Annotated in this window: 19 protein-coding genes and 1 tRNA gene; 5 read left to right on the forward strand and 15 right to left on the reverse strand. The window is 68.1% G+C overall.

Going from position 1 to position 25,829, the window contains the following annotated elements:
* Positions 1 to 113: 113 nt before the first annotated feature.
* From CFB46_RS15325 to hrpA, 3 genes are all read right to left on the reverse strand, one after another.
* Positions 114 to 1,088, reverse strand: coding sequence for a sterol desaturase family protein (locus CFB46_RS15325; RefSeq protein ID WP_089500319.1), 975 nt, complete (start codon positions 1,086 to 1,088; stop codon positions 114 to 116).
* Between the two features lie 16 nt (positions 1,089 to 1,104).
* Positions 1,105 to 2,094, reverse strand: coding sequence for a YVTN family beta-propeller repeat protein (locus tag CFB46_RS15330; RefSeq protein ID WP_027784891.1), 990 nt, complete (start codon positions 2,092 to 2,094; stop codon positions 1,105 to 1,107).
* Between the two features lie 179 nt (positions 2,095 to 2,273).
* Positions 2,274 to 6,470: an ATP-dependent RNA helicase HrpA gene (gene hrpA / locus CFB46_RS15335; protein ID WP_089500320.1), complete on the reverse strand. Its 4,197-nt coding sequence runs from the start codon at positions 6,468 to 6,470 to the stop codon at positions 2,274 to 2,276.
* Between the two features lie 23 nt (positions 6,471 to 6,493).
* On the opposite strand from hrpA, the gene argA reads away from it, so the two are divergent.
* Both argA and CFB46_RS15345 read left to right on the forward strand, forming a co-directional pair.
* Complete coding sequence (gene argA / locus CFB46_RS15340; RefSeq protein ID WP_027784893.1) at positions 6,494 to 7,873, forward strand: amino-acid N-acetyltransferase; 1,380 nt, start codon at positions 6,494 to 6,496, stop codon at positions 7,871 to 7,873.
* A gap of 54 nt (positions 7,874 to 7,927) precedes the next feature.
* Complete coding sequence (locus tag CFB46_RS15345; RefSeq protein ID WP_027784894.1) at positions 7,928 to 8,203, forward strand: oxidative damage protection protein; 276 nt, start codon at positions 7,928 to 7,930, stop codon at positions 8,201 to 8,203.
* 166 nt (positions 8,204 to 8,369) lie between these two features.
* Here the strand turns inward: CFB46_RS15345 and CFB46_RS15350 are convergent, their stop codons facing one another.
* The 3 genes from CFB46_RS15350 to CFB46_RS15360 all read right to left on the reverse strand — a co-directional run bounded on the left by CFB46_RS15350 (position 8,370) and on the right by CFB46_RS15360 (position 12,815).
* Entirely contained in the window at positions 8,370 to 9,782 is a 1,413-nt protein-coding gene (locus CFB46_RS15350) for an MFS transporter (protein ID WP_089500437.1), read from the reverse strand.
* An 88-nt stretch (positions 9,783 to 9,870) separates the two neighbouring features.
* Positions 9,871 to 11,067, reverse strand: coding sequence for a CaiB/BaiF CoA transferase family protein (locus tag CFB46_RS15355; protein WP_089500321.1), 1,197 nt, complete (start codon positions 11,065 to 11,067; stop codon positions 9,871 to 9,873).
* Positions 11,064 to 12,815 (reverse strand): acyl-CoA dehydrogenase family protein, encoded by a 1,752-nt coding sequence (locus CFB46_RS15360; RefSeq protein WP_089500322.1) that lies wholly within the window; start codon positions 12,813 to 12,815, stop codon positions 11,064 to 11,066. The genes CFB46_RS15355 and CFB46_RS15360 overlap by 4 nt, the downstream gene beginning before the upstream one ends.
* 172 nt (positions 12,816 to 12,987) lie before the next feature.
* On the opposite strand from CFB46_RS15360, the gene CFB46_RS15365 reads away from it, so the two are divergent.
* Entirely contained in the window at positions 12,988 to 13,890 is a 903-nt protein-coding gene (locus CFB46_RS15365) for a LysR family transcriptional regulator (protein WP_089500323.1), read from the forward strand.
* A 12-nt stretch (positions 13,891 to 13,902) separates the two neighbouring features.
* Here the strand turns inward: CFB46_RS15365 and CFB46_RS15370 are convergent, their stop codons facing one another.
* The 4 genes from CFB46_RS15370 to CFB46_RS15385 form a co-directional block, all read right to left on the reverse strand.
* The gene (locus CFB46_RS15370) at positions 13,903 to 15,321 is read right to left on the reverse strand and encodes an amino acid permease (RefSeq protein ID WP_089500324.1); all 1,419 of its coding nucleotides are present in this window, start codon (positions 15,319 to 15,321) and stop codon (positions 13,903 to 13,905) included.
* Between the two features lie 91 nt (positions 15,322 to 15,412).
* Positions 15,413 to 16,483, reverse strand: coding sequence for a porin (locus CFB46_RS15375; protein WP_373558188.1), 1,071 nt, complete (start codon positions 16,481 to 16,483; stop codon positions 15,413 to 15,415).
* 71 nt (positions 16,484 to 16,554) lie between these two features.
* The gene (locus CFB46_RS15380) at positions 16,555 to 16,941 is read right to left on the reverse strand and encodes a RidA family protein (protein WP_089500325.1); all 387 of its coding nucleotides are present in this window, start codon (positions 16,939 to 16,941) and stop codon (positions 16,555 to 16,557) included.
* Between the two features lie 33 nt (positions 16,942 to 16,974).
* Positions 16,975 to 18,189 carry an amino acid aminotransferase gene (locus tag CFB46_RS15385; protein WP_089500326.1) on the reverse strand — a complete coding sequence of 405 codons (1,215 nt, stop codon included), beginning with the start codon at positions 18,187 to 18,189 and terminating at the stop codon, positions 16,975 to 16,977.
* A 192-nt stretch (positions 18,190 to 18,381) separates the two neighbouring features.
* On the opposite strand from CFB46_RS15385, the gene CFB46_RS15390 reads away from it, so the two are divergent.
* Positions 18,382 to 18,864 (forward strand): Lrp/AsnC family transcriptional regulator, encoded by a 483-nt coding sequence (locus CFB46_RS15390; RefSeq protein ID WP_089500327.1) that lies wholly within the window; start codon positions 18,382 to 18,384, stop codon positions 18,862 to 18,864.
* A gap of 82 nt (positions 18,865 to 18,946) precedes the next feature.
* Positions 18,947 to 19,021: transfer RNA gene (locus CFB46_RS15395), tRNA-Val, on the forward strand.
* A 116-nt stretch (positions 19,022 to 19,137) separates the two neighbouring features.
* Here CFB46_RS15395 and CFB46_RS15400 read toward each other — a convergent pair.
* From CFB46_RS15400 to CFB46_RS15425, 5 genes are all read right to left on the reverse strand, one after another.
* On the reverse strand, positions 19,138 to 20,592 hold the full coding sequence (locus tag CFB46_RS15400; RefSeq protein WP_089500328.1) for an aspartate aminotransferase family protein: 1,455 nt from the start codon (positions 20,590 to 20,592) through the stop codon (positions 19,138 to 19,140).
* 34 nt (positions 20,593 to 20,626) lie between these two features.
* Positions 20,627 to 21,964, reverse strand: a complete 1,338-nt coding sequence (locus CFB46_RS15405) for a glutamine synthetase family protein (protein WP_027784905.1) — start codon at positions 21,962 to 21,964, stop codon at positions 20,627 to 20,629.
* A gap of 12 nt (positions 21,965 to 21,976) precedes the next feature.
* Positions 21,977 to 22,783 carry a gamma-glutamyl-gamma-aminobutyrate hydrolase family protein gene (locus CFB46_RS15410; protein WP_089500329.1) on the reverse strand — a complete coding sequence of 269 codons (807 nt, stop codon included), beginning with the start codon at positions 22,781 to 22,783 and terminating at the stop codon, positions 21,977 to 21,979.
* 753 nt (positions 22,784 to 23,536) lie between these two features.
* The gene (hutG, locus tag CFB46_RS15420; RefSeq protein WP_089500330.1) at positions 23,537 to 24,334 is read right to left on the reverse strand and encodes an N-formylglutamate deformylase; all 798 of its coding nucleotides are present in this window, start codon (positions 24,332 to 24,334) and stop codon (positions 23,537 to 23,539) included.
* Between the two features lie 66 nt (positions 24,335 to 24,400).
* Entirely contained in the window at positions 24,401 to 25,777 is a 1,377-nt protein-coding gene (locus tag CFB46_RS15425; protein WP_089500331.1) for a formimidoylglutamate deiminase, read from the reverse strand.
* Between the last annotated feature and the right edge of the window lie 52 nt (positions 25,778 to 25,829).

Consider the following 25,829-nt stretch of genomic DNA (forward strand, 5'->3'; position numbering starts at 1 on the left):
GTCTTGATTGACGAAGAAAAACGGGGAAAGGATAAACCACACGGCCCGCATGCGCCAAAGCGCATGCGGGCCGTGTGGAAGCGTCGTTCAACGGGAGAATGGACGGATCGGGATCAGGCCGACGCCGCGCCGCGCTTCGCGGGAAACAGGCGCCGGAAGATCCGCACGAACGCCAGGCCGTGCTGCGACCAGAAGCCGTCGCCATAGGACACGCCCTCGACCTGCTCGCGGATGCCGGTCGGCTCGACCGTGCGGTTCCACGACGCGGTGCCGAACATCATGTCCCACCACGGGAACAGCACGCCGAAGTTGCAGCCGTACTTGGTGCCTTCGTGGCCGTAGCCGACCGCATGGTGCCGGCGGTGGAAGATCGGGCTGACGAGCAGGCGTTCGCCGATGCGGCCGTACGACAGCCGCGCATTCGTATGCTGGATGCTCTGCAGGAAGTTGGTGACCGCGGTCAGCACGACGAACTGCGACGGCGTCACGCCGATCACGAGCGCGATCGCCGCGAAGAAGCACGACTGAAGCACGTCGTCGAGCAGGTGGTTGCGGTCGTCGCACCACAGCGACATCTGCCGCTGGCTGTGATGGACTGCGTGCAGCTCCCACCAGAGGCCGAACTTGTGCTGCCAGCGGTGATACCAGTAGCCGGCGAAGTCGAGCACGACGAGGTAGATCGCGAATGCGACGATCGGCTGCGAGGTCACGCCCGGCCACAGATAGTCGAGGTTGACGTTCGCGACGCCATGCAGGTGCAGCCACGCCTGGAAGCGGTCGAACACCGGCTGCAGCGCGAAGAAGAAGAACAGCGTGTAGACGCCGAGCTTCGAGATCGCCGTGTAGATCACGTCGACCCGCACCGCGCGGCGGTTCTTCCAGCGTTCGACCGGCAGCAGCGCCTCGAGCGGGCGCAGCAGCGCGAACATCAGCACCATCTGCAGCGCGCCGATGATCACCCAGTACAGCGCGTCGTAGGTGTCCTCGTCATAGTCCATCAGGTTGAACTTGAAGAGGAGCGGCTGCACGACGTCGACGTACAGCCAGGTCTGAATGTCCGACACGAACGCATCGATCAGGTGCAGCATCGCTCGCCTCCGCCCGTCACGCGCCGTTCGCCGCCTTCCACGGCGCGCGGTCGTAGAAGTAGATGCCGTGCGGCGAGCGGCCGACGGCGATCGTCTGCACCAGCTTGCGCGAGGCCAGATCGATGATCCCGACCTTCTTCGCGAAGCGGAACGTCACCCACAGCGTCTTCTTGTCGGCGGACAGCTCCATGTCGTCGGGGCCCGGCAGCAGGCCGGTGATGTCGCCGACGTTGGTGAGCGTGTTCTCGTCGAGGATGCTGATCGTGTTCGCGACCCGGTTCGTGACCGCGACGTGCGTGCCGTCGGCGAGCGAGCGGAAGTTGTGCGCGCCCTTGCCCGTGTAGATCTGCTTGACGACCTTCTGGTTGCGCCAGTCGACGACCGCGACGTAATCCGCGCCGGTCATCCCGACCAGCAGGAATTTGTCGTCCGGCGTGAGCCACAGGCCGGCCGGCACCTTGCCGACCTTCATCTTCCACTTGACCGTCTGCGTCGGCAGGTCGATCGCCGCGATCTCGCCGGACACCTGCAGCGACACGAGCAGCGTCTTGCTGTCCTTCGTGAACGCGAGGTGGCTCGGCATCACCGCGAGCGGCACGCGCTTCACGAGGCGCAGGTCGCGGCCGTCGTAGCCGTAGATGTCGACGCGGTCGAGCCGCAGGCCGGCCGCCGCGAACCATTTGCGGTCGGGCGAGAAGCCGAGCTGGTAAGGATCGTCGATCCCTTCGACGGTGCGCTGCAGCTTGCCCGTCTTCGGATCGAGGAACATCAGGCTGTTCGAGACCGAATTCGCGACGATCAGCGACCCATTGTCGGGCGTCGCCATCAAATGGTGCGGTTCCTTGCCGGTCGGCATCGTGGAAACGACTTCGCGGGTCTGCTGGTCGATCAGGGAAAGCGTCGCTTCGGCCGAATTGAGGACGATCACGTTATTCGCGTGTGCGGCGGGCGCCAGCACGGCGGCGGCCAGCGCAAGCGTGCGGCCGAAGGAAAGGAAAGTGCGCATGAAGACTCACGTCGTGGAACAGCAGTCATTGTAGAACGTTCGGCGGGCCCCTCCGGTTGACCCATGCCGGTATTGCGCCACTTCGACGCACGCCCTGCCTGCCGGACGAGCCGCCGCGGCAGGCGCCGCGGTGCAGGCCCCGGGCGGGCGCCGGTGCGGGCCGGCAAACCGATGTGGCGCTAGCGCTGCATCGACTCCCAGACCTTGTGCAGACGCTTGACAGAGACCGGCATCGGCGTGCGCAGTTCCTGCGCGAACAGCGAAATCCGCAATTCCTCGAGCAGCCAGCGGAATTCAGCGAGCCGCGCATCGGCGACGCCGCCGCGCTGCGACACCGCGCGCTGGTACTGCTGGGCGAGCGGCAGCAGCTCGGCCGACTGCTTCGCGTCGCGCGCCGGGTCGGCCTTCAGCTTGTCGATCCGCAACGCGATGCCCTTCAGATAGCGCGGGAAATGCGCAAGCTGCGTGTAAGGCGTGTCGATCACGAAGCGCTTGCCGACCAGCGCGGCCAATTGCTGCTGCAGGTCCGCATGGGCCTGCGCGAACGGCTTCGCCTGCGCGAGCTTCTTCACGAGGCCCGCGTATTCGGCCAGGATCTGCCCGACGAGCCGCGCGATTTCCTGCGCGAGCAGGTTCAGGCGGCTGCGGCCCTCGTCGCGGCGCGCGTGGAAGCTCGCGTCGTCGTCGGGCAGCGGGTCCTGCAGGCACGCGCGGTCGAGCGCCGTGTCGATCAGCTGGTCGCGCAACTCGTCCTGCGTGCCGAGCGACATGTACTGCATCGCCATCTCGCGCAGGCCCGGCAGGTTCTTTTCCAGGAACTTGATCGGCTCCTTCAACTGCAGCGCGAAAAGGCGCCGCAAGCCGGCCCGGTGGATGCGCGCGGCCTCCTCCGGCGAATCGAACACCTCGACGTCGCAATGCGTGCCGCGATCGACGAGCGCCGGATAGCCGTACAGCGTCTGGCCGCGCCGGCGGATTTCGAGCAGCTCGGGCAGCTTGCCGAAATTCCACGTCGTCAGGTTCTCGTACAGCGCCGTCGCGCCGGTTTCCGCCGGGGCGCCCGTCTGTGGCGCCGCGCCCTTGCCGGCCTTCGCGCCGCGGCCGGCGGCACCGGCCGTGGCGGCAGCCGCCGCCTGGCCGCCTGCCTGACCGGCCTCGGCATCGCCGCCGGTCGCGATCGTCGACGCCGCCGCGATCTTCTGGAACTGCTGCTGCGCCTGCGCGCCCAGCTCCTGGCGAAGCTGCGCGAGATTGCGCCCCATCGCGAGCTGACGGCCGTGCTCGTCGATCACCTTGAAATTCATGAACAGGTGCGCGGGCAGCGTCTCGAGCTTGAAGTCGGCCGTCTTCATCGCGACCTGCGTCTCGCCGCGCACGTCGGCGATCAGCGCCTCGACGAGCCCGCCCGCCCCGAAGCGCTCGCGACCCATCCGCTCGACGAAGCCGGCCGCGTACTCGGGCAGCGGCACGCAATGCCGGCGCAGCTTCTGCGGCAGCGACTTCAGCAGCAGTTGCACCTTTTCCTTGAGCATCCCCGGCACGAGCCATTCGCAGCGGCGCGCGTCGACCTGGTTCAGCGCGAAGAGCGGCACCGCGAGCGTCACGCCGTCGCGCGGCGTGCCGGGCTCGAAGTGGTACGTGAGCGCCATCTCGACGCCGGCCATCGTCGCGCGCTTCGGGAACAGGTCGGTCGTCACGCCGGCCGCCTCGTGGCGCATCAGGTCGTCGCGCGACAGGTACAGCAGCCGCTGCTTGTCCTCCGCCTGCCCGCCCTTCCTCACCTCGTCGCGATACCAGCGCTCGAACGCGGCGCCCGTGTGGATGCCTTCTGGAATCGCCTGGTCGTAGTACGCGTAGATCAGCTCGTCGTCGACCAGTACGTCCTGCCGGCGCGACTTGTGCTCGAGCTGCTCGATGTCGGCCAGCAGCTTGCGGTTGTGCGCGAAGAACGCGAGCTTCGTGTCGAACTCGCCTTCGACCAGCGCGCCGCGGATGAACAGCTCGCGTGCGCGCGCCGGGTCCTGCTTGCCGAACGCGACGCGCCGCCGGTGGTAGATCGGCAGCCCGTACAGCGTCGCGCGCTCGAACGCGCTGACCTGCGCCGGACGCTTTTCCCAGTGCGGTTCCGACAGCGATTTCTTCAGCAGATGCGCGCCGATCTTCTCGACCCACTCGGGCTCGATCTTCGCGAGGCAGCGCGCGTACAGCCGGCTCGTCTCGACGAGTTCGGCCGCCATCACCCAGCGGCCGGCCTTCTTCGCGAGCGCGGAGCCCGGCCACAGGTAGAACTTGATGCCGCGCGCGCCGAGGTAATGCGGATCGTCGTCGGCCTTCATCCCGAGGTTGCCCAGCAGCCCCGTCAACAGGGCCAGATGGATCTGCTCGTAGGTGGCCTCGACTTCGTTGAGCCGCCAGCCGTGCTCGCGCACGACCGTCAGCAACTGCGAATGGACGTCGCGCCATTCGCGCAGCCGCAGATGCGACAGGAAGTTCTGCCGGCACGCGTCGACGAGCTGGCGATTCGACTTCTTGTGCGCGACGGCCTCCTCGAACCACGCCCAGATCTTCAGCCACTGCAGGAATTCGGAGCGCTCGTCGGCGAACCGGCGGTGCGCCTGGTCGGCCTGCTCCTGCGCTTCGATCGGGCGATCGCGCGGGTCCTGCACGGACAGCGCACTGGCGATGATCAGCACCTCGCGCAGCGACTGCTGGTCGCGCGCGGCGAGAATCATCCGGCCGACGCGCGGGTCGAGCGGCAGCCGCGCGAGTTCGCGGCCGAGCGGCGTCAGCGCGTTGTCGTCGTCGACCGCGCCGAGTTCGTTGAGCAGCTGGTAACCGTCCGCGATCGCGCGGCCCGGCGGCGGTTCGAGGAACGGGAACGATTCGATCGCCGTCAGGTGCAGCGACTTCATCCGCAGGATCACCGACGCGAGCGACGAGCGCAGGATTTCCGGGTCGGTGAAACGCGCCCGCGCCTGGTAGTCGGTTTCCTCGTACAAACGGATGCAGATACCGTCGGCCACCCGGCCGCAGCGGCCCGCGCGCTGGTTCGCGGCCGCCTGCGAGATCGACTCGACCTGCAACTGCTCGACCTTGTTCCGGTACGAATAGCGCTTCACGCGCGCGAGGCCGGTGTCGACGACGTAGCGGATGCCCGGCACCGTCAGCGAGGTTTCGGCCACGTTGGTCGCGAGCACGATCCGGCGCGTGTTCGACGCCTTGAACACCTTGTCCTGGTCGGCCGCCGAGAGTCGCGCGAACAGCGGCAGGATCTCGGTGTGCGGCGGATGGTGCTTGCGCAGTGCCTCGGCCGCCTCGCGGATCTCGCGCTCGCCGGGCAGGAACACCAGCACGTCGCCGGGGCCTTCGCGGCACAGCTCGTCAACCGCGTCGACGATCGCGTCCATCAGGTCGCGCTCGGCTTCGCGCGCGGTCTTCACGCGATCGCGGCCGCCCGTGCCCTCGGCGTTCTTCACCGCCGGGCGATCCTCGGCCACCGGACGGTAGCGCATCTCGACCGGATACAGCCGCCCGCTCACCTCGATCACGGGCGCCGGGCGCGCGTCGGTGCCGAAATGGCGCGCGAAGCGGTCGGCGTCGATCGTCGCGGACGTGACGATCAGCTTCAGGTCCGGCCGCCTCGGCAGGATTTCCTTCAGATAGCCGAGCAGGAAGTCGATGTTCAGGCTGCGCTCGTGCGCCTCGTCGATGATCAACGTGTCGTACGCCTTCAGCAGCGGATCGGTCTGCGTCTCGGCGAGCAGGATGCCGTCCGTCATCAGCTTGACGGATGCGCCCGGCGCGAGATTGTCGGTAAAGCGCACCTTGTAGCCGACCACCTCGCCGAACGGCGTGCCGAGCTCCTCGGCGATCCGGCGGCCGGTCGACGACGCGGCGAGCCGGCGCGGCTGCGTATGGCCGATCAGGCCCGTGCCGCCGGCGCCGAGGCCGCGGCCGAGATCGAGACAGATCTTCGGCAACTGCGTGGTCTTGCCCGAGCCGGTTTCGCCGCAGACGATGACGACCTGATGGCCGGCGATCGCACGCGCGATCTCGTCGCGCTTGCCCGACACGGGCAGGCTTTCCGGGTACGTGATCGGCGGAACGGGATTCGGCGGGACGGCGGCGCGCGGCGCACGCTCGCGGCGCGGGGCCCGCTCGCCCGTCGGCTGCGGCGCACCCTTCGCGGGCGACTGCCGCGCGTCGCCGCGCCGTTCGTCGTTGCGCGGCGCGTGTGCCGGCGTGCCCGCCGGCTTCTCCTGCTGCTGGCGCGGCGGCTGGCCCGGCTGCTCGCGCGCATCGGCCGCACCGTCCGGGTGCTTCGCCGACGGCGTATTGGCCCGCGTCGGCGCGGGACTTTTAGAAACATTCGACATGGGGGCGCATTATAATCCCGCCCATGAATTCCCAAACCGACCTCCCTCCCGCCCAGACCGGCGCCGCGACGCCGCCGGCCGCCGACGATTCGGCCGCCAGCCACGCGCAGTTCGTCGACTGGATGCGCTCCGTCGCGCCCTATATCCACAAGTTCCGCAACAGCACGTTCGTCGTGGGGTTCGGCGGCGAGGTGGTGCAGCAGGGGCTGCTGAATGCGCTCGTGTCCGACATCGCGCTCCTGCAGGCGATGGGCATCCAGATCGTGCTGGTGCACGGCTCGCGCCCGCAGGTCGAGGAGCAGCTGAGCCTGCACGGTGTCGAATCCGAGTTTTCGCACGGCCTGCGCATCACCGATGCGCGCGCGCTCGAATCCGCGAAGGAAGCGGCCGGCGAAGTGCGTCTCGACATCGAGGCCGCGATCAGCCAGGGTCTGCCGAACTCGCCGATGGCGCACGCGCACATCAGCGTCGTGTCGGGCAACTTCGTGACCGCGCGGCCGGTGGGGATTCTCGACGGGGTCGATTTCGCGCACACGGGCATCGTGCGCAAGATCGACGCCGAATCGATCCGTCATTCGCTCGCGAGCCGCAAGCTCGTGCTGCTGTCGCCGCTCGGTTTCTCGCCGACCGGCGAGGCGTTCAACCTGTCGATGGAAGACGTCGCGTCGGCGGCCGCGATCGCGCTGCGCGCCGACAAGATCATTTTCCTGACCGACGGGCCCGGCATCGTCGACGACGAAGGCGAGCTGGTGCGCGAAATGTCGCTCGACGCGGCCGCCGAGCTGCTCGATTCCGGCAACATCCAGGGCGACGACGGGTTCTTCCTGAAGCATTCGATCCGCGCCTGCCGCGGCGGCGTGACCCGCGCTCACCTGATCCCGCAGTCGCTCGACGGCAGCATGCTGCTCGAACTGTTCCTGCACGACGGCGTCGGCACGATGATCTCGTACGAGAACCTCGAAAGCCTGCGCGAAGCGACGCCGGACGACGTCGGCGGCATCCTGTCGCTGATCGAGCCGCTCGAGTCGGACGGCACGCTGGTGCGGCGCGGCCGCCACCAGATCGAACGCGACATCGACCACTTCTCGGTGATCGAGCACGATGGCGTGCTGTTCGGCTGCGCGGCGCTGTACCCGTACCAGCAGGAAAAGATCGGCGAAATGGCGTGCCTGACGGTGGCGCCCGAAGCGCAGGGCTCGGGCGACGGCGAACGCCTGCTCAAGCGCATCGAGCAGCGCGCCCGCGCGCGCGGCCTCACGCACATCTTCGTGCTCACGACGCGCACCGAGCACTGGTTCCTCAAGCGCGGCTTCGTCAAGGTCAGCGTCGACGACCTGCCGGAAGACCGTCGCAAACTCTATAACTGGCAGCGCAAGTCGCTCGTGCTGATGAAGCAGCTCTGAGCACCGGCACGACTGCCCTTCCCCCCCAGACACCGATTACAGGAGAAGTACACGATGGCTCGAATGATCCAATGCGCGAAGCTCGGCAAGGAAGCCGAAGGCCTCGATTTCCCGCCGCTGCCGGGCGAACTCGGCAAGCGCATTTACGAGAGCATCTCGAAGGAAGCGTGGCAAGGCTGGCTCAAGCAGCAAACGATGCTGATCAACGAAAACCGCCTGAACATGGCCGACCCGCGCGCGCGCCAGTACCTGATGAAGCAGACGGAGAAGTACTTCTTCGGCGACGGCGCGGACCAGGCGTCGGGCTACGTGCCGCCGACGGAAGGCTGAGCGCCGCGAATCGCGAATCGCGCGGGGCCGGTCGCGCCGGCCTCGTCGCGCGAATCAAGCAAACGGCACCGTGCAATCGCACGGTGCCGTTTGCTTTTGGGGGAGCGCCATCGACGCGGACCCGCCGGTGCGCTCGATGGCGTCCCGACGAGCCGCCGTGCCCGACTCATCCCACCGGTTTCAACGTGCCGCGATCGTCCGGCGGCGCACCGGCGCCGGATGGGTGATCCGCGCCGGCGCCTTCCGTGCCCCATTCCGCCGCATCGCTGCGTTCGGCCGTCGACAGTTCGTCCGCGCGATATCCGGTGCGATTCAGCAGCGCCAGCATGCACGCCAGCGACACGAGTGCATAAAGCCCCGACGCAACCGCGACGCCGACGATGCTGCCCGTCGCGTTCAGGATCGCCTGCGCGAGCACCGGCGTGCCGCCGCCGACCACCAGCGCGCTCAACTGATACGCGAGCGACAGGCCCGTATAGCGGATGTTGGCCGGAAACACGCGCGCGAGCACGCCGCCGACCGCGCCGTAGAACATCGCCGACGGAATCGTCGAAATGCACATGCCCGCGACGGCGACCCAGTATGAACCCGTCGCGAGTGCATGGAACATCACGGGCATCAACACGATTTCCGGGATCAGGATCCAGCACATCGCGCGCCGCATGTCGACCTTCGACACGAACCACGCGCCGACCGGCTGCATCAGAAATTGTACGACGAGCGAGATCGACAGGATGCCGAGGAACGTGCCCTGCGCGTAACCGAGCGTCTTCGTCGCCCACGACAGCGCGAACGTGCTGCGAAAATACGTGACGTTGATCACCGGCAGCGTGCCGGCCGCGAGCAGCACGACCACCCAGTGATCGCGCACGACGTCGCGCAGCGGCAGCTTCACCGTGCGCTTGCGCGCGAGCACGCGCTGCATGTCGACCGACTCCTCGAGCCTCAGCCGGATCACCATGCCGATGATCACGAGCACGGCCGACAGCAGGAACGGAATGCGCCAGCCCCACATCAGGAACGACGGCGTCGGCAGCGCGCTCAGCGCGAAGAACGCGGCCGTGGCCAGCAGGTTGCCGGTGGGCGAGCCCTGCTGCGCGAACGCCGCATACAGGATGCTGCGATGCTTCGGCGCATTCTCGCTCGCGATCAGCACCGCGCCGCCCCACTCGCCGCCGACCGCGATGCCCTGCAGCACGCGCAGCACGACGAGGCCCGCCGGCGCCCATACGCCGATCGACGCATAGCCGGGCAGCAGGCCGATGCCGGTCGTCGCCAGCCCCATCATCACCAGCGTGATCACGAGCGCGGTCTTGCGGCCGACGCGATCGCCGAGATGCCCGAACACGATCCCGCCGAGCGGCCGCGCCGCGAAACCGGCCCAGAACGTGACGAACGCGAGCAGCGTCGCGACGCCGGGATCCATCGTGCTCGAAAAGAACACCTTGCCGAACACGAGCGCCGCGGCCGTGCCGTAGATGTAGAAGTCGTACCACTCGATCGTGGTGCCGACGAACGCCGCGAAGGCGGCGCGGCCGGGCCGCGGCTGCGCGGCGGGCGGGGATTGCGGACGGCTCATCGATGTCTCCATGTTGGTGATCGGGGGCGCGACTGTCGCGCGCCTTTCCCGGGTGGCCGGCATTGCGCCGCCGGCCGGTGGCGTCATGTCAGTCGGACGCCGTTTTCAGCACGCCGGCATCGAGCAGTTGCTGCTGAAGTGCGCGATCGACGCCGAGCCGATCGAGCACCGCTCGCGTGTCGCGACCGAGCGCGGGCGGCGCCGACCGGTAGGTGGCCGGCGTGCGCGACAGCTTCACCGGCGACGCGGTGCCGCGATACGCGCCGATCTCGACGAACAGGTTGCGGTGCAGCGCATGCGGATCGTGCGCGACGTCGGCCACCGTGCGCACCGGCCCGCACGGCACGCCGGCCGCCATCAGGTCGCGCGCGAGCGGCTCGCACGCGTGCGCGGCGAGCCGCGTTTCCAGTTCGGCCTTCAGCTCGGGCCGGTGCGCGCAGCGGCTGCGGTTGTCGACGAAACGCGGATCGCCGGCGAGCGCCGGCGCACCGAGATGCGCGACGAGCCGCGCGAACTGCCGGTCGTTGCCGACCGCGAGAAAGATCGGCACCGTGGCCGTGCGGTAGCTGTCGTACGGCGCGATGTTCGGATGCGCGTTGCCGCTGCGTTCCGGTACGCGGCCCGAACCGAAGAAGTTCGGCAGGTGCGGATGCAGCAGCGACACGCCGCAGTCGTACAGCGCCACGTCGATCGACTGCCCGCGCCCGCTCTTCTCGCGCTCCGCGAGCGCCAGCAGGATGCCGGCGAGCGCGTTGAGCCCCGTGACCATGTCGACGATCGGCAAACCGATGCGCGTCGCGCCGCCATCGCGTTCGCCGTTCACGCTCATCAGCCCGGCCATCGCCTGGATCACCGCGTCGTAGCCCGGCAGGCCGCCGAGCGGGCCGTCGTCGCCGAAGCCCGTCACCGCGCAGTGGATCAGGCGCGGAAAGCGCGGCTGCAGGTCGCGTGCGTAGTCCATGCCCCAGCGCGCGAGCGTGCCGGGCTTGAAATTCTCGACAAGCACGTCGGCCTCTTCGAGCAGGCGCCACAGGATCGCCCGCCCTTCGTCGTGCGACAGATCGAGCGCGAGCCCTTCCTTGTTGCGGTTCACGCCCATGAAATACCAGGCCGTGTCGCCGAGGAACGGCGGCCCCCAGCCGCGCGTCTCGTCGCCGCCGGGCGGCTCGATCTTGACCACCGTCGCGCCGTGATCGGCGAGCGCCTGCGTGCAGTACGGGCCGCCGAGCACCCGGCTCAGATCGACGACCTTCAGGCCGTCCAGTGCGCCACGCGTCGCGCTCATCGCTCGACCTCCGGCAGCAGGTCGAGCGCCGTGTCGAGCGCGACCGGCAGGCCGCGCAGCAGCGCGTCGGACGCGGCCGATTCGTCGTCGCGCGGTGCCGGCGCGAGCGGATCGACCGGCAGCAGCTTGTGCCGCACGATCAGGTGCGCCAGCGCGAGACGCCTGAAATCCGGTGCGAGCCGTGCGCCCTCGCAGGCCATCAGCACGGCCGCGCTCGCGTAATACAGCGCGGACGCGGCCTGCCGCACGCGCGCGTCGTCGCCCTCCTCGGCGACCCGCGCGAGCGCATCGCAGGCCCGCGCGAGAATGCGCCGCAGCGCCGTGCGGCTCGCGTCGGGCAGCGGCGCCGCGCCCAGACGATCGCCGAGGAACGTGCGCAGCGCGTCGAGCGCATGCTCGCGCTGCGCGGCGCGCGCGACATCGAGCGCGACGATGTTGCTCGTGCCTTCCCAGATCGAACCGAGGTGCGCGTCGCGCACGAGCCGCGCATCGCGCCATTCCTCGATATAGCCGGTGCCGCCGCGCACTTCCATCGCATCGCCCGTCACGCGGCGCGCGTCGCGGCATGCGCGGAACTTGATCAGCGGCGTCAGGATCCGCACGCAGCGCGCGGCCTGCTCGTCGCCCGCATCGGCCTGCGGCAGCAGCAGCGCGATCTGCATGAACATCGTGCGCGCGGCCTCGGCCGGCAGCAGCATCTTCATCAGTTGGCGCTGCATCAGCGGCATCTCGATCAGCTTGCGGCCGAACGCGTCGCGATGCGCGGCGACGTGCAGCGCCTCGTTCAGCGCGCGCCGCATCAGCCCGGCCGCGCGCACGCCGTTCGACAGCCGCGACATGTTGATCATGTCGGCCATCTGGTGAAAGCCGCGGCCGATCTCGCCGATCAGGTAAGCCTGCGCGCCTTCGAGCGCGATCTCGCCGCTCGCCATCGACCGGCTGCCGAGCTTGTCCTTCAGGCGCACGATCCGGTAGCGGTTGCGCGTGCCGTCCGGCAGCGTCTTCGGCAGGAGGAACAGTGCGAGGCCCTTGATGCCGTCCGGCGCGCCGTCGGGCCGCGCGAGCACCATCGCGAGATCGGCGTCCGCATTCGAGCAGAACCACTTGTCGCCGGTCAGGCGCCAGACGGTCTCGCCGCGCGCGTCGGTTTCGCGGGTCGCGCGCGTCGCGATACGGCCGACATCGGAGCCGGCCGCCTGCTCGGTCATGAACATCGCGCCCTGGTACAGCGTGTCGAAGTCGCGCGACGCGAGCCTCGGCAGGTAGCGCGCGACGAGCGCGGGATCGCCGAAGCGGCGCAGCGTGCGCGTCAGCGAATCGGTCATGCTGACCGGGCAGCACAGCCCGAATTCCGCCTGCACGAACAGGAACGTCAGCGCGTACTTGACGAGCGGCGGCACGGTGTCGGATCCATGACTCAGCGACGCGAGCCCGAGCTCCGCATACGCGACCCGTTCGAGCGCGACGTACGCCGGATCCTTGTCGATCCGCTGCACGGCCTCGCCGCGCCGGTTGCGGTGCTCGAGCACGGGCGGATGCTTGTCCGCGCGCGACGCCCATTCGTCGAGTTCGCCCGATACGCGCTCGCCGAGCGCGCGCAGCCGCGGCTCGAGTTCGGCATAGTGCGCGTCGCCGAGATGCAGCTTCAGCAACGCGCCAAGATCGGGATCGACGGTGAAGAAATTGATGCCCCGGCTGTCGGGGATATTGGATGCGCCGGTGTCCGGCGTTCGAGCGGTGTCGTTCATTCGTGCGTCTCCTGAATTGCCTGCACCTCGGCCGCGACGGACGCCGCGGCGCCCGGACGGCCCGGTGCAAAGCCTTCGCAGAGCGTAGGCGCGCGATCGATAAGCGTCCAATACACGATTTGTCCGGTACGATAGATATCGCTTATCGATGCCGACGCCGGGAGGAGACACCATGGAACTGAGGCAGTTGCGCTACTTCGTGGCGGTTGCCGAGGAGCTGCATTTCGGGCGCGCGGCGAAACGCCTGTTCATCTCGCAGCCGGCGCTGAGTTTCGACATCCGCAAGTTCGAGGACGCGCTCGGCGTGCAGCTCTTCTCGCGCACCAACAAGACCGTCGCGCTGACCAATGCGGGAGAGGTGCTGCTCGGCGAAGCGCGTCGGCTGCTGCTGCAGGCGGCCGAAGCCGAGCGCCTGACGGTGCGCTCCGCGTCGGGGCTCGCCGGCCGGCTGCGGATCGGCTTCGTCCACTCGATGCTGTATCGCGGGCTGCCCGATGCGGTGCGGCGCTTCGAGGCCGACTATCCGGGCGTCGAGGTCGTGCTGAGCGAGATGAACACGCACGCGCAGGTGCAGGCGATCCAGCGCGGCCAGATCGATCTCGGCTATGCGCACTGGGGCCACTTCCCGCCCGAGGTCGAATCGGCGCCGGTCTATGCGGAGCCGTTCGTGTGCTGCCTGCCGGCCGCGCATCCGCTCGCGCGGCGCAGGCAGGTCGCGCTCGCCGCGCTCGCGACAGAACCCTTCATCCTGTTTCCGCGCGAAGCAGCGCCGCACTATCACGACCTGATCATCGCGCAGTGCGTGAACGCGGGATTCAGTCCGCTGATCCGGCACGAGGCGCGGCTGTGGCAGACGATCCTCTCGATGATCGAGTTCGGGATGGGCATCGCGCTGGTGCCGCGCGTGCTGCAGCAGGCGAAAAGCGACCGGCTCGCGTTCCTGCCGCTGAGGGATGCGTCGCTCGAATCGCGCACGCTCGCGCTGAAACGCAGCGGCACCGCCGAACCGGTGGCGCTGCGCTTTGCCGGCTACGTGCGCGCATCGATCGACGCGCTGCCCGCGCTGGCGGGATGAGCGGGCGGCTCGCTACTTCGCTTCAGGCTGCAGCGCCGGCTGCGGGCGGCGATACCACACCGCGTACACGACCGAGAGCGCAATCAGGAACGGAATGCCGAAGATCAGCGTCATGTGGAATTCGGCCGTGAAGTAGGTCGTCACCATCACCGCGAGCATCAGGCCCGCGCCGAGCAGCGTCAGCAGCGGAAAACCGCGCATCCGGAATGCGGGCGCAGGCAGGCCGAGCGCCGCGCGGCGGCGCCGAAAGCAGTAATGCGTGACGAAGATCATCATCCACGTAAACAGCGCGCCGAACATCGACACCGCCATCATGATCGTGAACGACGCGTCCGGATACAGCACGCTCAGCACCGTCGCGAGCGCGATGCCGAGCGTCGACAGCATCAGCGCGCCGAACGGCACGCCGCGCGCGCTCACTTCGCCGAGCGCCTTCGGTGCATGCCCCGCGCGCGACAGGCTGAACATCATCCGCGTCGTGATGTAGAGCTGGCTGTTCATCGCGGACAGCGCGGCGACCAGCACGACGAAGTTGATCAGCCCGGCCGCGCCCGGCAGGCGGATCGCCTCCATCACCTTCACGAACGGGCTTTCGTCGCGCCCCGCCGCCGTCCACGGGACGATCGCGAGCATCAGCGCGAGCGTGACGAGGTAGAACAGTACGAGCCGCACGATCGTCGAGCGGAACGCACGCGTGACCGCGCGCTCGGGATCCTCCGCTTCGCCGGCCGCGACCGCGATCATCTCGATGCTCAGGTAGCTGAAGATCGACACGATCACCGCGACCCACGTCCCCCACGGGCCCTTCGGAAAGAAGCCGCCGCGATCCGTGTAGTGGTGGAAGCCCGCGCGCGCCGCGCCGTCGCCGACCAGCCCCGGATTGCCGAACACGACATACGCGCCGAGCACGATGAAGCCGACGATCGCCGCGATCTTCACGACCGAGAAACCGTATTCGACCGCGCCGAACACGTCGACGCTGCGCGCGTTGATGAACACCAGCAGCGCCGAGAAACCGACGATCCACAGCCAGCCGGGCACGCCGGGAAACCAGTACTTCATGTACAGCGCGATCGCGGTGACTTCGGTGCCGACCGCGAGCACGATGCACGCCCAGTACGCGTAGCGCACGAGGAACCCGGCCCACGGGCTCACGTAATGCTCGGCGTATGCGCCGAACGAACCGGATGTCGGGTGCGCGACCGTCATCTCGGCGAGACAGCCCATCAGCAGCAGCGAGATGAACGCGCCGATCGCATAGCTGACGAGCACGCTCGGGCCCGCGAAGCCGATCGCGAAGCCGCTGCCGAGAAAGAGACCGGTGCCGATGGCGCCGCCGATCGCGATCATCGCCATCTGCCGTGCGGAAAGCGTGCGGCGCAGACCTTGTTCGCGCGCCGCGATATGCTGGAATTGCCCTTCTGGTTGCATCGAATGACCTCGTTCGAAAGCGATTGTCCGGTCGAAACGTCGGCGGCGCGCGGGCCGGCGCCGGACCGGCCGGCCGCCGCGCGCCGCGGGTTCAGAACAGATGGCGCAGGCCGGCCGCGATGCCCGTCTGGTTGCCGCGCCCGGGCATTTCGGTGAACGCGCCGCCGGTCACGCGGTTGTAGTCGACCGTCGCGTAGACCTGCGTCGCCTTCGACAGTGCGTACTCGGCCTCGAGCACGCCCGTATAGCGCTTGCCGACGTTGCCGGCGACGCCGTTGACGTTGCGGATGTCGTCGTAATACGCGACGCCCGTCACCGACACCGCAGGTGTGACCTTGACGCTCGCGCCCGTGTAGAAGATCGCGTCGCGGCGCGGGTTGTCCGCGAACGACCCGTAGCTCACCTGGCGGCCCGGCGCGTTCAGCAGCACCTCGTCGAGCACGCCCGAGCGATCGATGCCGCCGAGATAACCCGCGTACAGCGTCGCCGCGCCGAATGCGTAGCGCGCGCCCGCCCCCCAAGCCTGCTGCGCGCGGCTCTTCAGGTCGCGCACCTGCTGGTACGTCGCGCCGACCATCAGGCCGCCCTGCGTGTACGACACGCGCGTGCCCCAGTATGCATTCGCGCCGAGGCCGCCCGCGACGCCGCCGAAGCCGTAGCTCGCGCCGACGTTCAGCCCGCCGAACGTGCCGTCGTAACTGACGACGTTGCTCGCGCGGCCTTGCGTGAGGAAGTACGGCCACATGTTGGCCGTGTAGTTGCCGACCGTCAGCGGATCGAGATCGCCGAACAGGTTGAACGCCTCGGTCGCCTGGCGGCCGAGCTTCACGGTACCCCAATCGCTCGCGAGGCCGACATACGCGTAGCGGCCGAACAACGCGCCGTCGAGCTGCCCGTTTTGCGGCTCGAAGCCGCTCTCGAGCCGGAAGATCGCCTGCAGCCCGCCGCCGAGCGCTTCGCTGCCCTTCAGCCCCCAGCGGCTGTTCGTGATCGCGCCGTTGGTCATCTGCACGCCCGCGTCGTTCGACGCGTCGGCATGCGTCGTGTAGCGGATGCTCTGGTCGACGATGCCGTACAGCGTCACGCTGCTCTGCGCCGACGCACCGCTCGCGGCGAGCGCGCCCGCCATCATTGGCAGTGCCAATCGATAAATCTTCCTCATGTTCTCCTCCAGTCTTGTTTTCGTTTCCTGTTGATCGTGGTAACTACCCACCGCGTAACGCGGTGTTCCTGCTAGGCGCGCGCCGCCGGCAACGCAACGTACGCGACGAGCTCGACGCGCATCGCCGGATGCGCGAAACCCTGCACGCCGACGCACGTCCGGTTCGGATAGGGTTCCCGGAAGTGGCGCCGGTATTCGGCGTCGAATTCGGGCATCGCCTTCACGTCGGACAGGTAGACGAGCACCTGCGCGACATCGTCCATCGTCGCGCCGGCCGCCGCGACGGCCTTCGCGAGATTCTCGAGCGTGACGCGCGCCTGCTCGGCCATCGTGTCGCCGACGATCGCGCCGGACGCAGCGACCGGCCCGTGACCGGTAAACATCAGCCCGCAGGCGCGGGTCGCCCACGAGAACGGTTGCGCGAGCAGGGGCAAGTCGACCGGGATCGTTTCAGCCATCGTATGTCATCCTTATGATCGGGATCGGGACGCTCAGGCGGCCTGGCGCGACGCACCGCCGAGCACGTCGGCGATCGCGTTCGCGACATGGTCGACGTTCGCGTCGTTCAGGCCCGCGATGCACATCCGGCCCGAGCGCAGCAGATAGACGCCGTGCGATGCCCGCAGCCGGTCGACGTCGGCCGCGGCGATGCCCGTATAGCTGAACATCCCGCGCTGGGCGACGAGCGCGTCGAACGCGCGTCCCGGCAGCCCCGCATCGAGGCGCGCCTTCAGTTCTCCGCGCATCCGCTTGATGCGCGTGCGCACCTGCGCGACTTCGCCTTCCCAGCGCGCGCGCAGCGCGTCGTCGTTCAGCACCGTCGACACGAGCTGCGCACCGAACAGCGGCGGGCTCGAATAGGTGCGGCGCACGCCGGCCTGCAACTGGCTCAGCACCGTCGCGGCCTCGCCCGCGTTCGCGCAGACGATCGACAACCCGCCGACGCGCTCGCCGTACAGCGAGAAGTTCTTCGAGAACGAGTTGCCGACGATCGCCGGCAGCCCCGCATCGACGATCGCGCGCACGGCCCATGCATCATCGGCGAGACCGTCGCCGAAACCCTGGTACGCCATGTCGAGGAACGGAATCAGCCCGCGCCGCGTGAGCACGTCGATCACCGCGCGCCATGCATCGCGATCGAGGTCGAGCCCTGTCGGGTTGTGGCAGCACGGCTGCAGCAGCACGACGCTGCGCGCCGGCAACGCGTCGAGCGTCGCGAGCATCTCTTCGACGCGGATGTCGTTGCGCGCTGCGTCGTGGTACGGATACGTGTGCACCTCAAGGCCGGCCGCCGAGAAGATCACGCGATGGTTGTCCCACGTCGGGTCGCTGATCCAGATCGCGCTGTCGGGGAAATAGCGCTTCACGAATTCCGCGCCGAGCCGGATCGCGCCCGATCCGCCTAGCGTCTGCAGCGTCGCGATGCGCCCTTCCGCGAGCGCCGCGCAATCGTCGCCGAAGACGAGGCGCTGCACGCCCTGCCGGTAGGCGGCGAGCCCTTCCATCGGCAGATACGTATGCGGCGCATCGGCTTCACGCAAGCGCCCGGCCGCGACGCGCGTGCTGTCGAGCACCGGAATCCGGCCCGTGTCGTCGTAGTAAAGGCCGATGCTCAGGTTGACCTTGTGCGGATGCGCATCCTGCTGGAAGGCCTGGAACAGCGACAGGATCGGATCGCCCGGATAGGCGGGAACGTGTTCGTACATGGCGGAATGACGGTAAAGATTGAAGGCGGCGGCACCGACCGGCGGCATCGCGTTGCGTCGGGCCGTGCGGTCGAGGCATGGGGCGCATGTTATCGAGGACGAAATAGAATGAGCTTCACTTTTCGATGACGAACCGCGCCGATTGCAGTAGAGTCTGCGATTCTCATCTCAAAATTCATCAGATTCTGCGAAATGGCTCTGGATCGAACCGATATGCGAATCCTCCGGCACCTCGAACGTGACGGTCGCATCAGCAATCAGGACCTCGCGAACGCGGTCGCGCTGTCGCCGTCGGCATGCCTGCGTCGCGTGAAGCTGCTCGAGGAACGCGGCGCCATTTCGGGGTATCGCTGCACGATCGAGCCGAAGAAGGTCGGCGTCGCATTCGAGGCGCTCGTGCATGTGTCGATGCGGCCGGACGTGCCCGAGTGGCACGACCGGTTCGTCGAATCGATCCAGCAGTGGCCGGAAGTCATCGCGGCGCAGATCGTGACGGGCGGATCGAACTACGTGCTGACGGTTCGCGCGCGCGACCTCGATCATTATTCGGACTTCGTGATCAATCGGCTGCACCGCGCGGCGGGCGTGATGTCGATCAATTCGAGCATCGTGCTCGCGACGCTCAAGCGCGACGGTTCGATCCTCGATCTCGTCGAGCCGTCGACGGCCGGCTGACCGATCGTTGCGCCGGCCTGAAAAAAATTTGCGGAAAGGGCTTTACGAACCCAAAAAGCTCTGACATAATTTCAGCTTCTTTGGGCGGTTAGCTCAGCGGTAGAGCACTGCCTTCACACGGCAGGGGTCACTGGTTCGATCCCAGTACCGCCCACCAAAGAATTCAAGGGCCTGCGTCTCACGACGCAGGCCCTTTTCGTTTTGGCGGCGCGCGTGGCCTGCGTGAGGCGGGCGCCGCATCGTTCGACGCCGCGCCCTCACGCAGGCGCCGGCTTACCGTACCTGCCCCACCCGCTCCGCCGTCGCGTCGAACGCGCGCTTCGCCTTGTCGACGATCTCGTCGACCTCCGCCTCGCGAATCACGAGCGGCGGCGACAGCAGCATCCGGTCGCCGGTCGCGCGCATGATCAGGTTGCCGTTGAAGCAGAAGTCGCGGCAGATCGTGCCGACGTCGACGTCCGCGCCGAAGCGCTCGCGCCGGTGCCGGTCGCGCGCCAGTTGAACGCCGGCGACGAGCCCCGCTCCCGCAATCTCCCCGACGATCGGATGATCGCCCAGCGCGTCGCGCAGGCGGCGCTGGAAATACGGGCCGATATCGGTCTTCACGCGCTCGACGATGCCTTCGTCGCGCAGCAACTTCAGGTTCGCGACCGCGACGGCCGCCGCCACCGGGTGGCCCGAGTACGTGAGGCCGTGATTGAATTCGCCGTTGTCGATGATCGGGCGCGCGATGCGCTCGTGGATGCCCACCGCGCCCATCGGCACGTAGCCCGACGTGAGGCCCTTCGCCATCGTGATCAGGTCCGGCTCGACGCCGAAGTGCTGGTGCGCGAACCATTCGCCGGTGCGCCCGAAGCCGCCGATCACTTCGTCGGCGACGAGCAGAATGCCGTACTGGCGGCAGATCCGCTGGATTTCCGGCCAGTACGTCGACGGCGGGAAGATCACGCCGCCCGCGCCCTGGAACGGCTCGCCGATGAACGCCGCGACGTTCTCCGCGCCGAGCTCGAGGATCTTCGCTTCGAGCTGCCGCGCACGCGCAAGACCGAATGCTTCCGGCGTCTCGCTCGGCTGCGCTTCGCCGAAGAAATACGGCTGGTCGATGTGCACGATGTGCTCGACCTTCGACGGCATCTGCTCGTGCATGTAGCCCATCCCGCCGAGCGTGCCGCCGGCGATGGTGGAGCCGTGGTAGCCGTTCCTGCGCGAGATCACGTACTTCTTCTGCGGCTTGCCCTGTACGCGCCAGTATTGATGCACGAGACGCAGCACCGTGTCGTTGCCTTCCGAGCCGCTATTGCAATAGAAGAAGTGGTTGAAGCCGGCGGGCGTCACTTCCGCGAGCATCGCGGAGAGTTCGATCACCGGCGGGTGCGTGGTCTTGAAGAACGTGTTGTAGAACGGCAGTTCCTGCAGCTGGCGATACGCGGCGTCGGCGAGTTCCTTGCGGCCGTAGCCGACGTTCACGCACCAGAGGCCGGCCATTCCGTCGATCACCTTGTTGCCGTCCGAGTCCCACAGGTAGACGCCGTCGGCCTTGACGATCACGCGGCTGCCCGCGCGATTGAGCGCGCCCATGTCCGAGAACGGATGGATGTGGTGCGCGGCGTCGAGCGCGCGGTATTCGGCGGTCGAGCGTGCCTGCGTCGCGCGCGGCGCGGCGGCCGTGGCAGCCGTGGCGTTCGGTGCGGCCGGCTGGACCCAGGCCGATTCATTGCGGTAAGTCATGTTTTCTCCGTGATTCCGTATGCGGTTGGCACGCTCACACGTGCAGCAGCAAATGCCTGCGTTCCCACGAGCTGATCACGCGGAAGAACGCTTCGTATTCGGTCTCCTTCAACGCGAGGTAGGCCTTCACGAACTTGTCGCCGAGAATGCCGGCGAGCGGCTCGCACGCGGCCATCAGCGAGATGCCCTCCTCGAGGTTGCGCGGCAACTGGTACGGCAGGTCGTAGCCGTCCGATGCGATCGGCTCGGTCGGCGCGAGTTGTTGCGTCATGCCGAGATAGCCGGCGGCGAGCGTCGCCGCCAACGCGAGGTACGGGTTGCAGTCGACGCCCGGAATCCGGTTCTCGATGCGCCGCGCGACCGGCGTCGACTGCGGGATCCGGAACCCCACCGTGCGGTTGTCGTAGCCCCACTGCACGTTGATCGGCGCGGCCATGAAGCGCGACAGGCGGCGATACGAATTGATGTACGGCGCGAAGATCGGCATCAGCGCCGGCGTGTACTTCTGCAGCCCCGCCAGATAGCTGTGGAACAGCGGCGACACGGCGCCGTTTTCGTCGGCGAACAGATTGCGCCCGGTGCGCATATCCGCGAGGCTCTGATGAATGTGCATCGCGGAACCCGGCTCGTTTTCCATCGGCTTGGCCATGAACGTCGCATACATGTTGTGGCGCAGCGCGGCCTCCCGCACCGTGCGCTTGAACAGGAACACCTGGTCGGCCAGCGGCAGCGCGTCGCCATGCACGAAGTTGATCTCCATCTGCGCGGCGCCCACTTCGTGAATCAGGGTCTCGATATCGAGGCCCTGCATTTCGCAATACTCGTAGATGTCCTCGAACAGCGGATCGAACTCGTTGACGGCCTCGATCGAATACGACTGGCGGCCCGTTTCCGCCCGCCCCGTACGACCGACAGGCGGACGCAGCGGCAAGTCGGGATCGGCGTTCATGTCGACCAGATAGAACTCCAGTTCGGGCGCGACCACGGGCTTCCAGCCCTTCGCCTCGTACAGGTCGAGCACGCGGCGCAGCACGTAACGCGGCGAGATCTCGACCGGCGAGCCGTCGAAATGCACGCAATCGTGGATCACCTGCGCGGTCGGATCGACCGCCCACGGGATCAGGCAGATCGTCGACGGATCGGGCACGCACACCATGTCGGGATCGGTCACGCCGGTCAGCGTGCCGTCCTCCGGATAGTCGCCGGTGACGGTCTGCACCATCACGGCCTGCGGCAGGCGCATCGATTCGCCGGACTCGAATTTGTTGCGCGGAATGATCTTGCCGCGCGCGATGCCCGCCATGTCGGGAATGATCGCCTCGACTTCGGTAATGCGGTGCTGTCGCAGGAATTCGCTCAGTTCGGGTTGCATGATCGGCCTCGTTCAGTCGATGTCGGATGCGGCCGGCGACGGCGTCGCGCCGCCGGCCGCATGAATGCGGCGGGTCATGTGCGCGCGGCACGCCGCGCCGAATGCCGCGAAGATGTCGCGCGACAGCGGCTGCTCCGCGTAGCGCCACTCGGGATGCCACTGCACGCCCAGCGCGAACGCACGCGCGCCGCGCACGCTGACGGCCTCGACCAGTCCGTCGGGCGCGCTCGCTTCGATCGCGAGCCCCGCGCCCAGGTGCGCGATGCCCTGGTCGTGCAGCGAATTGACGGTCGCCTCGTGCGCGCCGCGCGCGACCCGCTGCAGCAGGCCGCCGGGGGCGAGCTGCACGACGTGCGAGGGACCGTACTGCCGTTCGAGCGGATCGTCCGGCCGTTCGCGATGGTCGTCGAAGCCGGTCGTCGCATGCAACCGCTGATGCAGCGTGCCGCCATACGCGACGTTCAGCTCCTGCATGCCGCGGCAGATTGCGAGCACGGGCACGCCCGCGTCGATTGCCGCGCGGATCAGCGGCAACGCGGTCGCATCGCGCGCCGGATCGTGCAGCATGTCGGACGCGCTCGCGGCGCCGCCGTAATGATGCGGCTCCACGTTCGAATAGCTGCCCGTCAACAGCAGCCCGTCGATGGCCGCGACGATCGCGTCGGCCGGCTGCCGCGCGCCGAGCGCGGGCAGCACGAACGCCAGCGCGCCGGCGCCGTCGACGACGGCGGCGAGGTACTTCTCGCCCGCCGTGTGGTTCGGATGCGCACCGCGCAGGATGCGGTCGGCGGTCACGGCTACGATCGGTCGCGCACGCATCGGCGTCTCTCCGGTGATGGCGCGCGACACGCTTGCGCGCACAACGATGCAGGTTCTCGGGTGCGCCACACGCGCGCGCCATCGCGCAACGCACGCGCAAACGCCAGCCAAAACGCAAGCGCATGCGCGAGCCTGCCGCGCGAACGCCACGGCAACGGGCGGTGCGGTCCGGGACGGAAGCGGAAAGGGACGCTAGGGCAACAACGATGCGCTGCCGTCGCACTGCACCGCGCTGAACACGTGCGCGGTCACGAGATTGAAGCGGCGCGGGCCGCGATGGGAAATGGCGAAGAAGCGGGGCTCGCGTAACGGGGCGGCGCGCGTGCCGCGATCAGCATGCCGGTTCGGCCCGGCCTGAGGCGGCGCGCCCGCCGACGGACTTCGCGTCCGGCGTATCGAAGGGCTGGCGGCTTTCACGATCGTACTCGACTGACTGATGAAGACAGGACACGTGTCGCAATGCCGCGTGGCGGCACGTGAGGATGATGTCTCGCGGCGGATTCGGTGCAGGCCGGCCATCGTCGATGGCCTCGCCGCCGGTACGCGCGTGACGACTTCCTGACATTCAGCTTATATCACTTAAAAATTGCGTCAAATTTTCAGGTGCCGATGACGACATCGATCAGACGAAAAAAACGGCATCGACCCGCGCGGATCGATGCCGTTTTTGTGCGTTGCACCGGCTTGCCTGCTACGTGTCGACGGGGCGCGACGCACCGTCGCGCCGCGCTGCCGCATGGCAGCGGCCCGTGCTCAACGATGCGCGAGCGCGGTTTCGACGAGCGCCTGCAGCAGCGGCACGATCCGCGCTGCACGCGCTTCGTCGTACGCGTACGGACGCGTCTCTTCCATGTACGTGATTTGCGACAGTTCAAGCTGCACGGCCTCGACACCGGTGTCGGGCACGCCATAGTGACGCGTGATGTAGCCGCCCTTGAAGCGCCCGTTCGCGACGGCCGTATAGCCGCCATGCGCGAGCACGCGCGCAGCCAGCGCCTCCGCGAGGCCGGGCGCAGCACTCGCGCCGCTCGACGTGCCGAAGTTGAAATCCGGCAGGCGGCCGTCGAAGAAACGCGGCACGTGCGAGCGGATCGAATGCGCTTCCCACACAAGCACGCGGCCGTGTTCGCCCTTCAGGCGCGCGATCTCGCGTTGCAGCGCGTCGTGATACGGCAGCCAGTAACGGTCGCGGCGACGCATGATCTCGTCGTTGCCGGGCAGCGCGTTCGCCGGATAAAGCGGCGCCTTGTCGAACGTATCGACCGGCACGAGCCCCGTCGTGTCCTGCCCCGGATACAGGTTCTCGTTGTCGGGCGGACGGTTCAGGTCGACGACGTAACGCGCGTGCGACGGCACGAGGATCGATGCGCCGAGATCGGCCGCGAAGCCGTACAGCCGCTCGAGATGCCAGTCGCAATCGTCGACGAAGCGCGCGTCGGGCGTCATCGTCGCGGCGATGTCGTCGGGGATGTGCGTGCCTGCGTGAGGAATCGAGATCAGCAGCGGCAGCGTGCCCTGCTTCAGCGTGAATACAGCCGGTTGTTCAGTCATGTCGCATCACCGTAAGAGTCTGCCGGCGCACGCATGCGGCATGCAGCGTGCGCCGGTCGCCACGCGTCAGCGCAGCAGTTGCGCCAGCGCGGCGCGGTAGTCGGCATACGCGGCGGCTTCGTCGCGATGGCGGCGGCCGCTCACGACGCGCTCGCCGCCTGTATAGACGTCGAGCACCGGCGTCTCGCCGTGCTCGGCGAACACGATGCCCGACAACCATGCCGCGCTGCCGTGTTCGGCGATCGCCGGATGATCGGGATCGAGCACGAGCCAGTCGGCGCGGCAGCCTGCGCGCAGCGCACCGACGCGTCGCCCGCTCGCTTGCGCGCCGCCCGCGAGCGACGCATCGAACAGGCGATCGGCGACGTGCGCCTGCGGCTCGCTCGCCAGCACGTTGCGCGCGCGGTGTACGAGCCGCTGCCCGTATTCGAGCAGGCGCAGTTCCGAGCGCCACTCGACCGACGCGTGGCTGTCCGAGCCGATGCCGATCACGCCGCCCTGCGCGAGATAGTCGACGGCCGGAAACACGCCGTCGCCGAGGTTCGCTTCGGTCGTCAGGCACAGGCCCGCGACCGCGCGACGCTTCGCGAGCGCCGCCGTCTCGGCCGCGTCGACGTGCGTCGCGTGCACGAGGCACCAGCGCGCATCGACGTCGAAGCGATCGAGCAGCCATTGTACGGGGCGTGCGCCGTAGGCACGAACGCAGTCGTCGACTTCGGCCGTCTGCTCGGCGATATGGATGTGCACCGGCGCATCGTCGGGCAGCCCTTCGAGCAGCACGCGCAGCCCGTTTTCGGACACCGCGCGCAGCGAGTGCGGCGCGACGCCGTAGCGCAGCCCGCCGTGCTCGGGTGCCGCGCGACGCATCGCGTCGAGCAGTTCGAGCACGCCGTCGGGCGTGTTGATGAAGCGGCGCTGATCGTCGCGCGGCGGCTTGTTGCCGAAGCCGGCGAACTGGTACGACACGGGCAGCATCGTGATGCCGATGCCGGCCGCTCGCGCGGCATCGACCACGCGCGTGCCGAGCTCAGCGATCCGGGGATAGCGCGAGCCGTCCTGCGCGTGATGCACGTAGTGGAATTCGCACACCGACGTGTAGCCGCACTTGAGCATCTCGACATACAGCCAGCGTGCAATCGCCGCGAGCGCGTCGGGCGTGATCTTCAGCGCGAAGCGGTACATCAGGTCGCGCCAGCTCCAGAAGCTGTCGGCGGGATTCGCGCGGTATTCGGTGAGTCCCGCCATCGCGCGCTGGAACGCGTGCGAATGCAGGTTCGGCATGCCGGGCAGCACCGGCCCGGCCGCGCGCGCGACACCTGCCGGTGCAGCGGTGTCGGGCGTCACGTCGGTCAGCGTGCCGGTTGCGTCCCAGCGCAGCAGCACGTTGCGGCGCCAGCCATCGGGCAGGTAGGCATGGTCCGCGAACAACAGGGTATCGGTCATGGCGAGTCCTCATCGACCGGATCGAGCGCGTCAGCGTCTCGTCCGGCCCGGT

The sequence above is a fragment of the Burkholderia sp. HI2761 genome, from assembly GCF_002223355.1.
GTDB lineage: Bacteria > Pseudomonadota > Gammaproteobacteria > Burkholderiales > Burkholderiaceae > Burkholderia.

Excerpts from the sequence above, each read along its gene's own strand:
- CFB46_RS15325 (WP_089500319.1), bottom strand. The coding sequence starts at position 1,088 with ATGCTGCACCTGATCGATGCGTTCGTGTCGGACATTCAGACCTGGCTG.
- CFB46_RS15330 (WP_027784891.1), bottom strand. The coding sequence starts at position 2,094 with ATGCGCACTTTCCTTTCCTTCGGCCGCACGCTTGCGCTGGCCGCCGCC.
- hrpA (WP_089500320.1), bottom strand. The coding sequence starts at position 6,470 with ATGTCGAATGTTTCTAAAAGTCCCGCGCCGACGCGGGCCAATACGCCG.
- argA (WP_027784893.1), top strand. The coding sequence starts at position 6,494 with ATGAATTCCCAAACCGACCTCCCTCCCGCCCAGACCGGCGCCGCGACG.
- CFB46_RS15345 (WP_027784894.1), top strand. The coding sequence starts at position 7,928 with ATGGCTCGAATGATCCAATGCGCGAAGCTCGGCAAGGAAGCCGAAGGC.
- CFB46_RS15350 (WP_089500437.1), bottom strand. The coding sequence starts at position 9,782 with ATGAGCCGTCCGCAATCCCCGCCCGCCGCGCAGCCGCGGCCCGGCCGC.
- CFB46_RS15355 (WP_089500321.1), bottom strand. The coding sequence starts at position 11,067 with ATGAGCGCGACGCGTGGCGCACTGGACGGCCTGAAGGTCGTCGATCTG.
- CFB46_RS15360 (WP_089500322.1), bottom strand. The coding sequence starts at position 12,815 with ATGAACGACACCGCTCGAACGCCGGACACCGGCGCATCCAATATCCCC.
- CFB46_RS15365 (WP_089500323.1), top strand. The coding sequence starts at position 12,988 with ATGGAACTGAGGCAGTTGCGCTACTTCGTGGCGGTTGCCGAGGAGCTG.
- CFB46_RS15370 (WP_089500324.1), bottom strand. The coding sequence starts at position 15,321 with ATGCAACCAGAAGGGCAATTCCAGCATATCGCGGCGCGCGAACAAGGT.
- CFB46_RS15375 (WP_373558188.1), bottom strand. The coding sequence starts at position 16,483 with ATGAGGAAGATTTATCGATTGGCACTGCCAATGATGGCGGGCGCGCTC.
- CFB46_RS15380 (WP_089500325.1), bottom strand. The coding sequence starts at position 16,941 with ATGGCTGAAACGATCCCGGTCGACTTGCCCCTGCTCGCGCAACCGTTC.
- CFB46_RS15385 (WP_089500326.1), bottom strand. The coding sequence starts at position 18,189 with ATGTACGAACACGTTCCCGCCTATCCGGGCGATCCGATCCTGTCGCTG.
- CFB46_RS15390 (WP_089500327.1), top strand. The coding sequence starts at position 18,382 with ATGGCTCTGGATCGAACCGATATGCGAATCCTCCGGCACCTCGAACGT.
- CFB46_RS15400 (WP_089500328.1), bottom strand. The coding sequence starts at position 20,592 with ATGACTTACCGCAATGAATCGGCCTGGGTCCAGCCGGCCGCACCGAAC.
- CFB46_RS15405 (WP_027784905.1), bottom strand. The coding sequence starts at position 21,964 with ATGCAACCCGAACTGAGCGAATTCCTGCGACAGCACCGCATTACCGAA.
- CFB46_RS15410 (WP_089500329.1), bottom strand. The coding sequence starts at position 22,783 with ATGCGTGCGCGACCGATCGTAGCCGTGACCGCCGACCGCATCCTGCGC.
- hutG (WP_089500330.1), bottom strand. The coding sequence starts at position 24,334 with ATGACTGAACAACCGGCTGTATTCACGCTGAAGCAGGGCACGCTGCCG.
- CFB46_RS15425 (WP_089500331.1), bottom strand. The coding sequence starts at position 25,777 with ATGACCGATACCCTGTTGTTCGCGGACCATGCCTACCTGCCCGATGGC.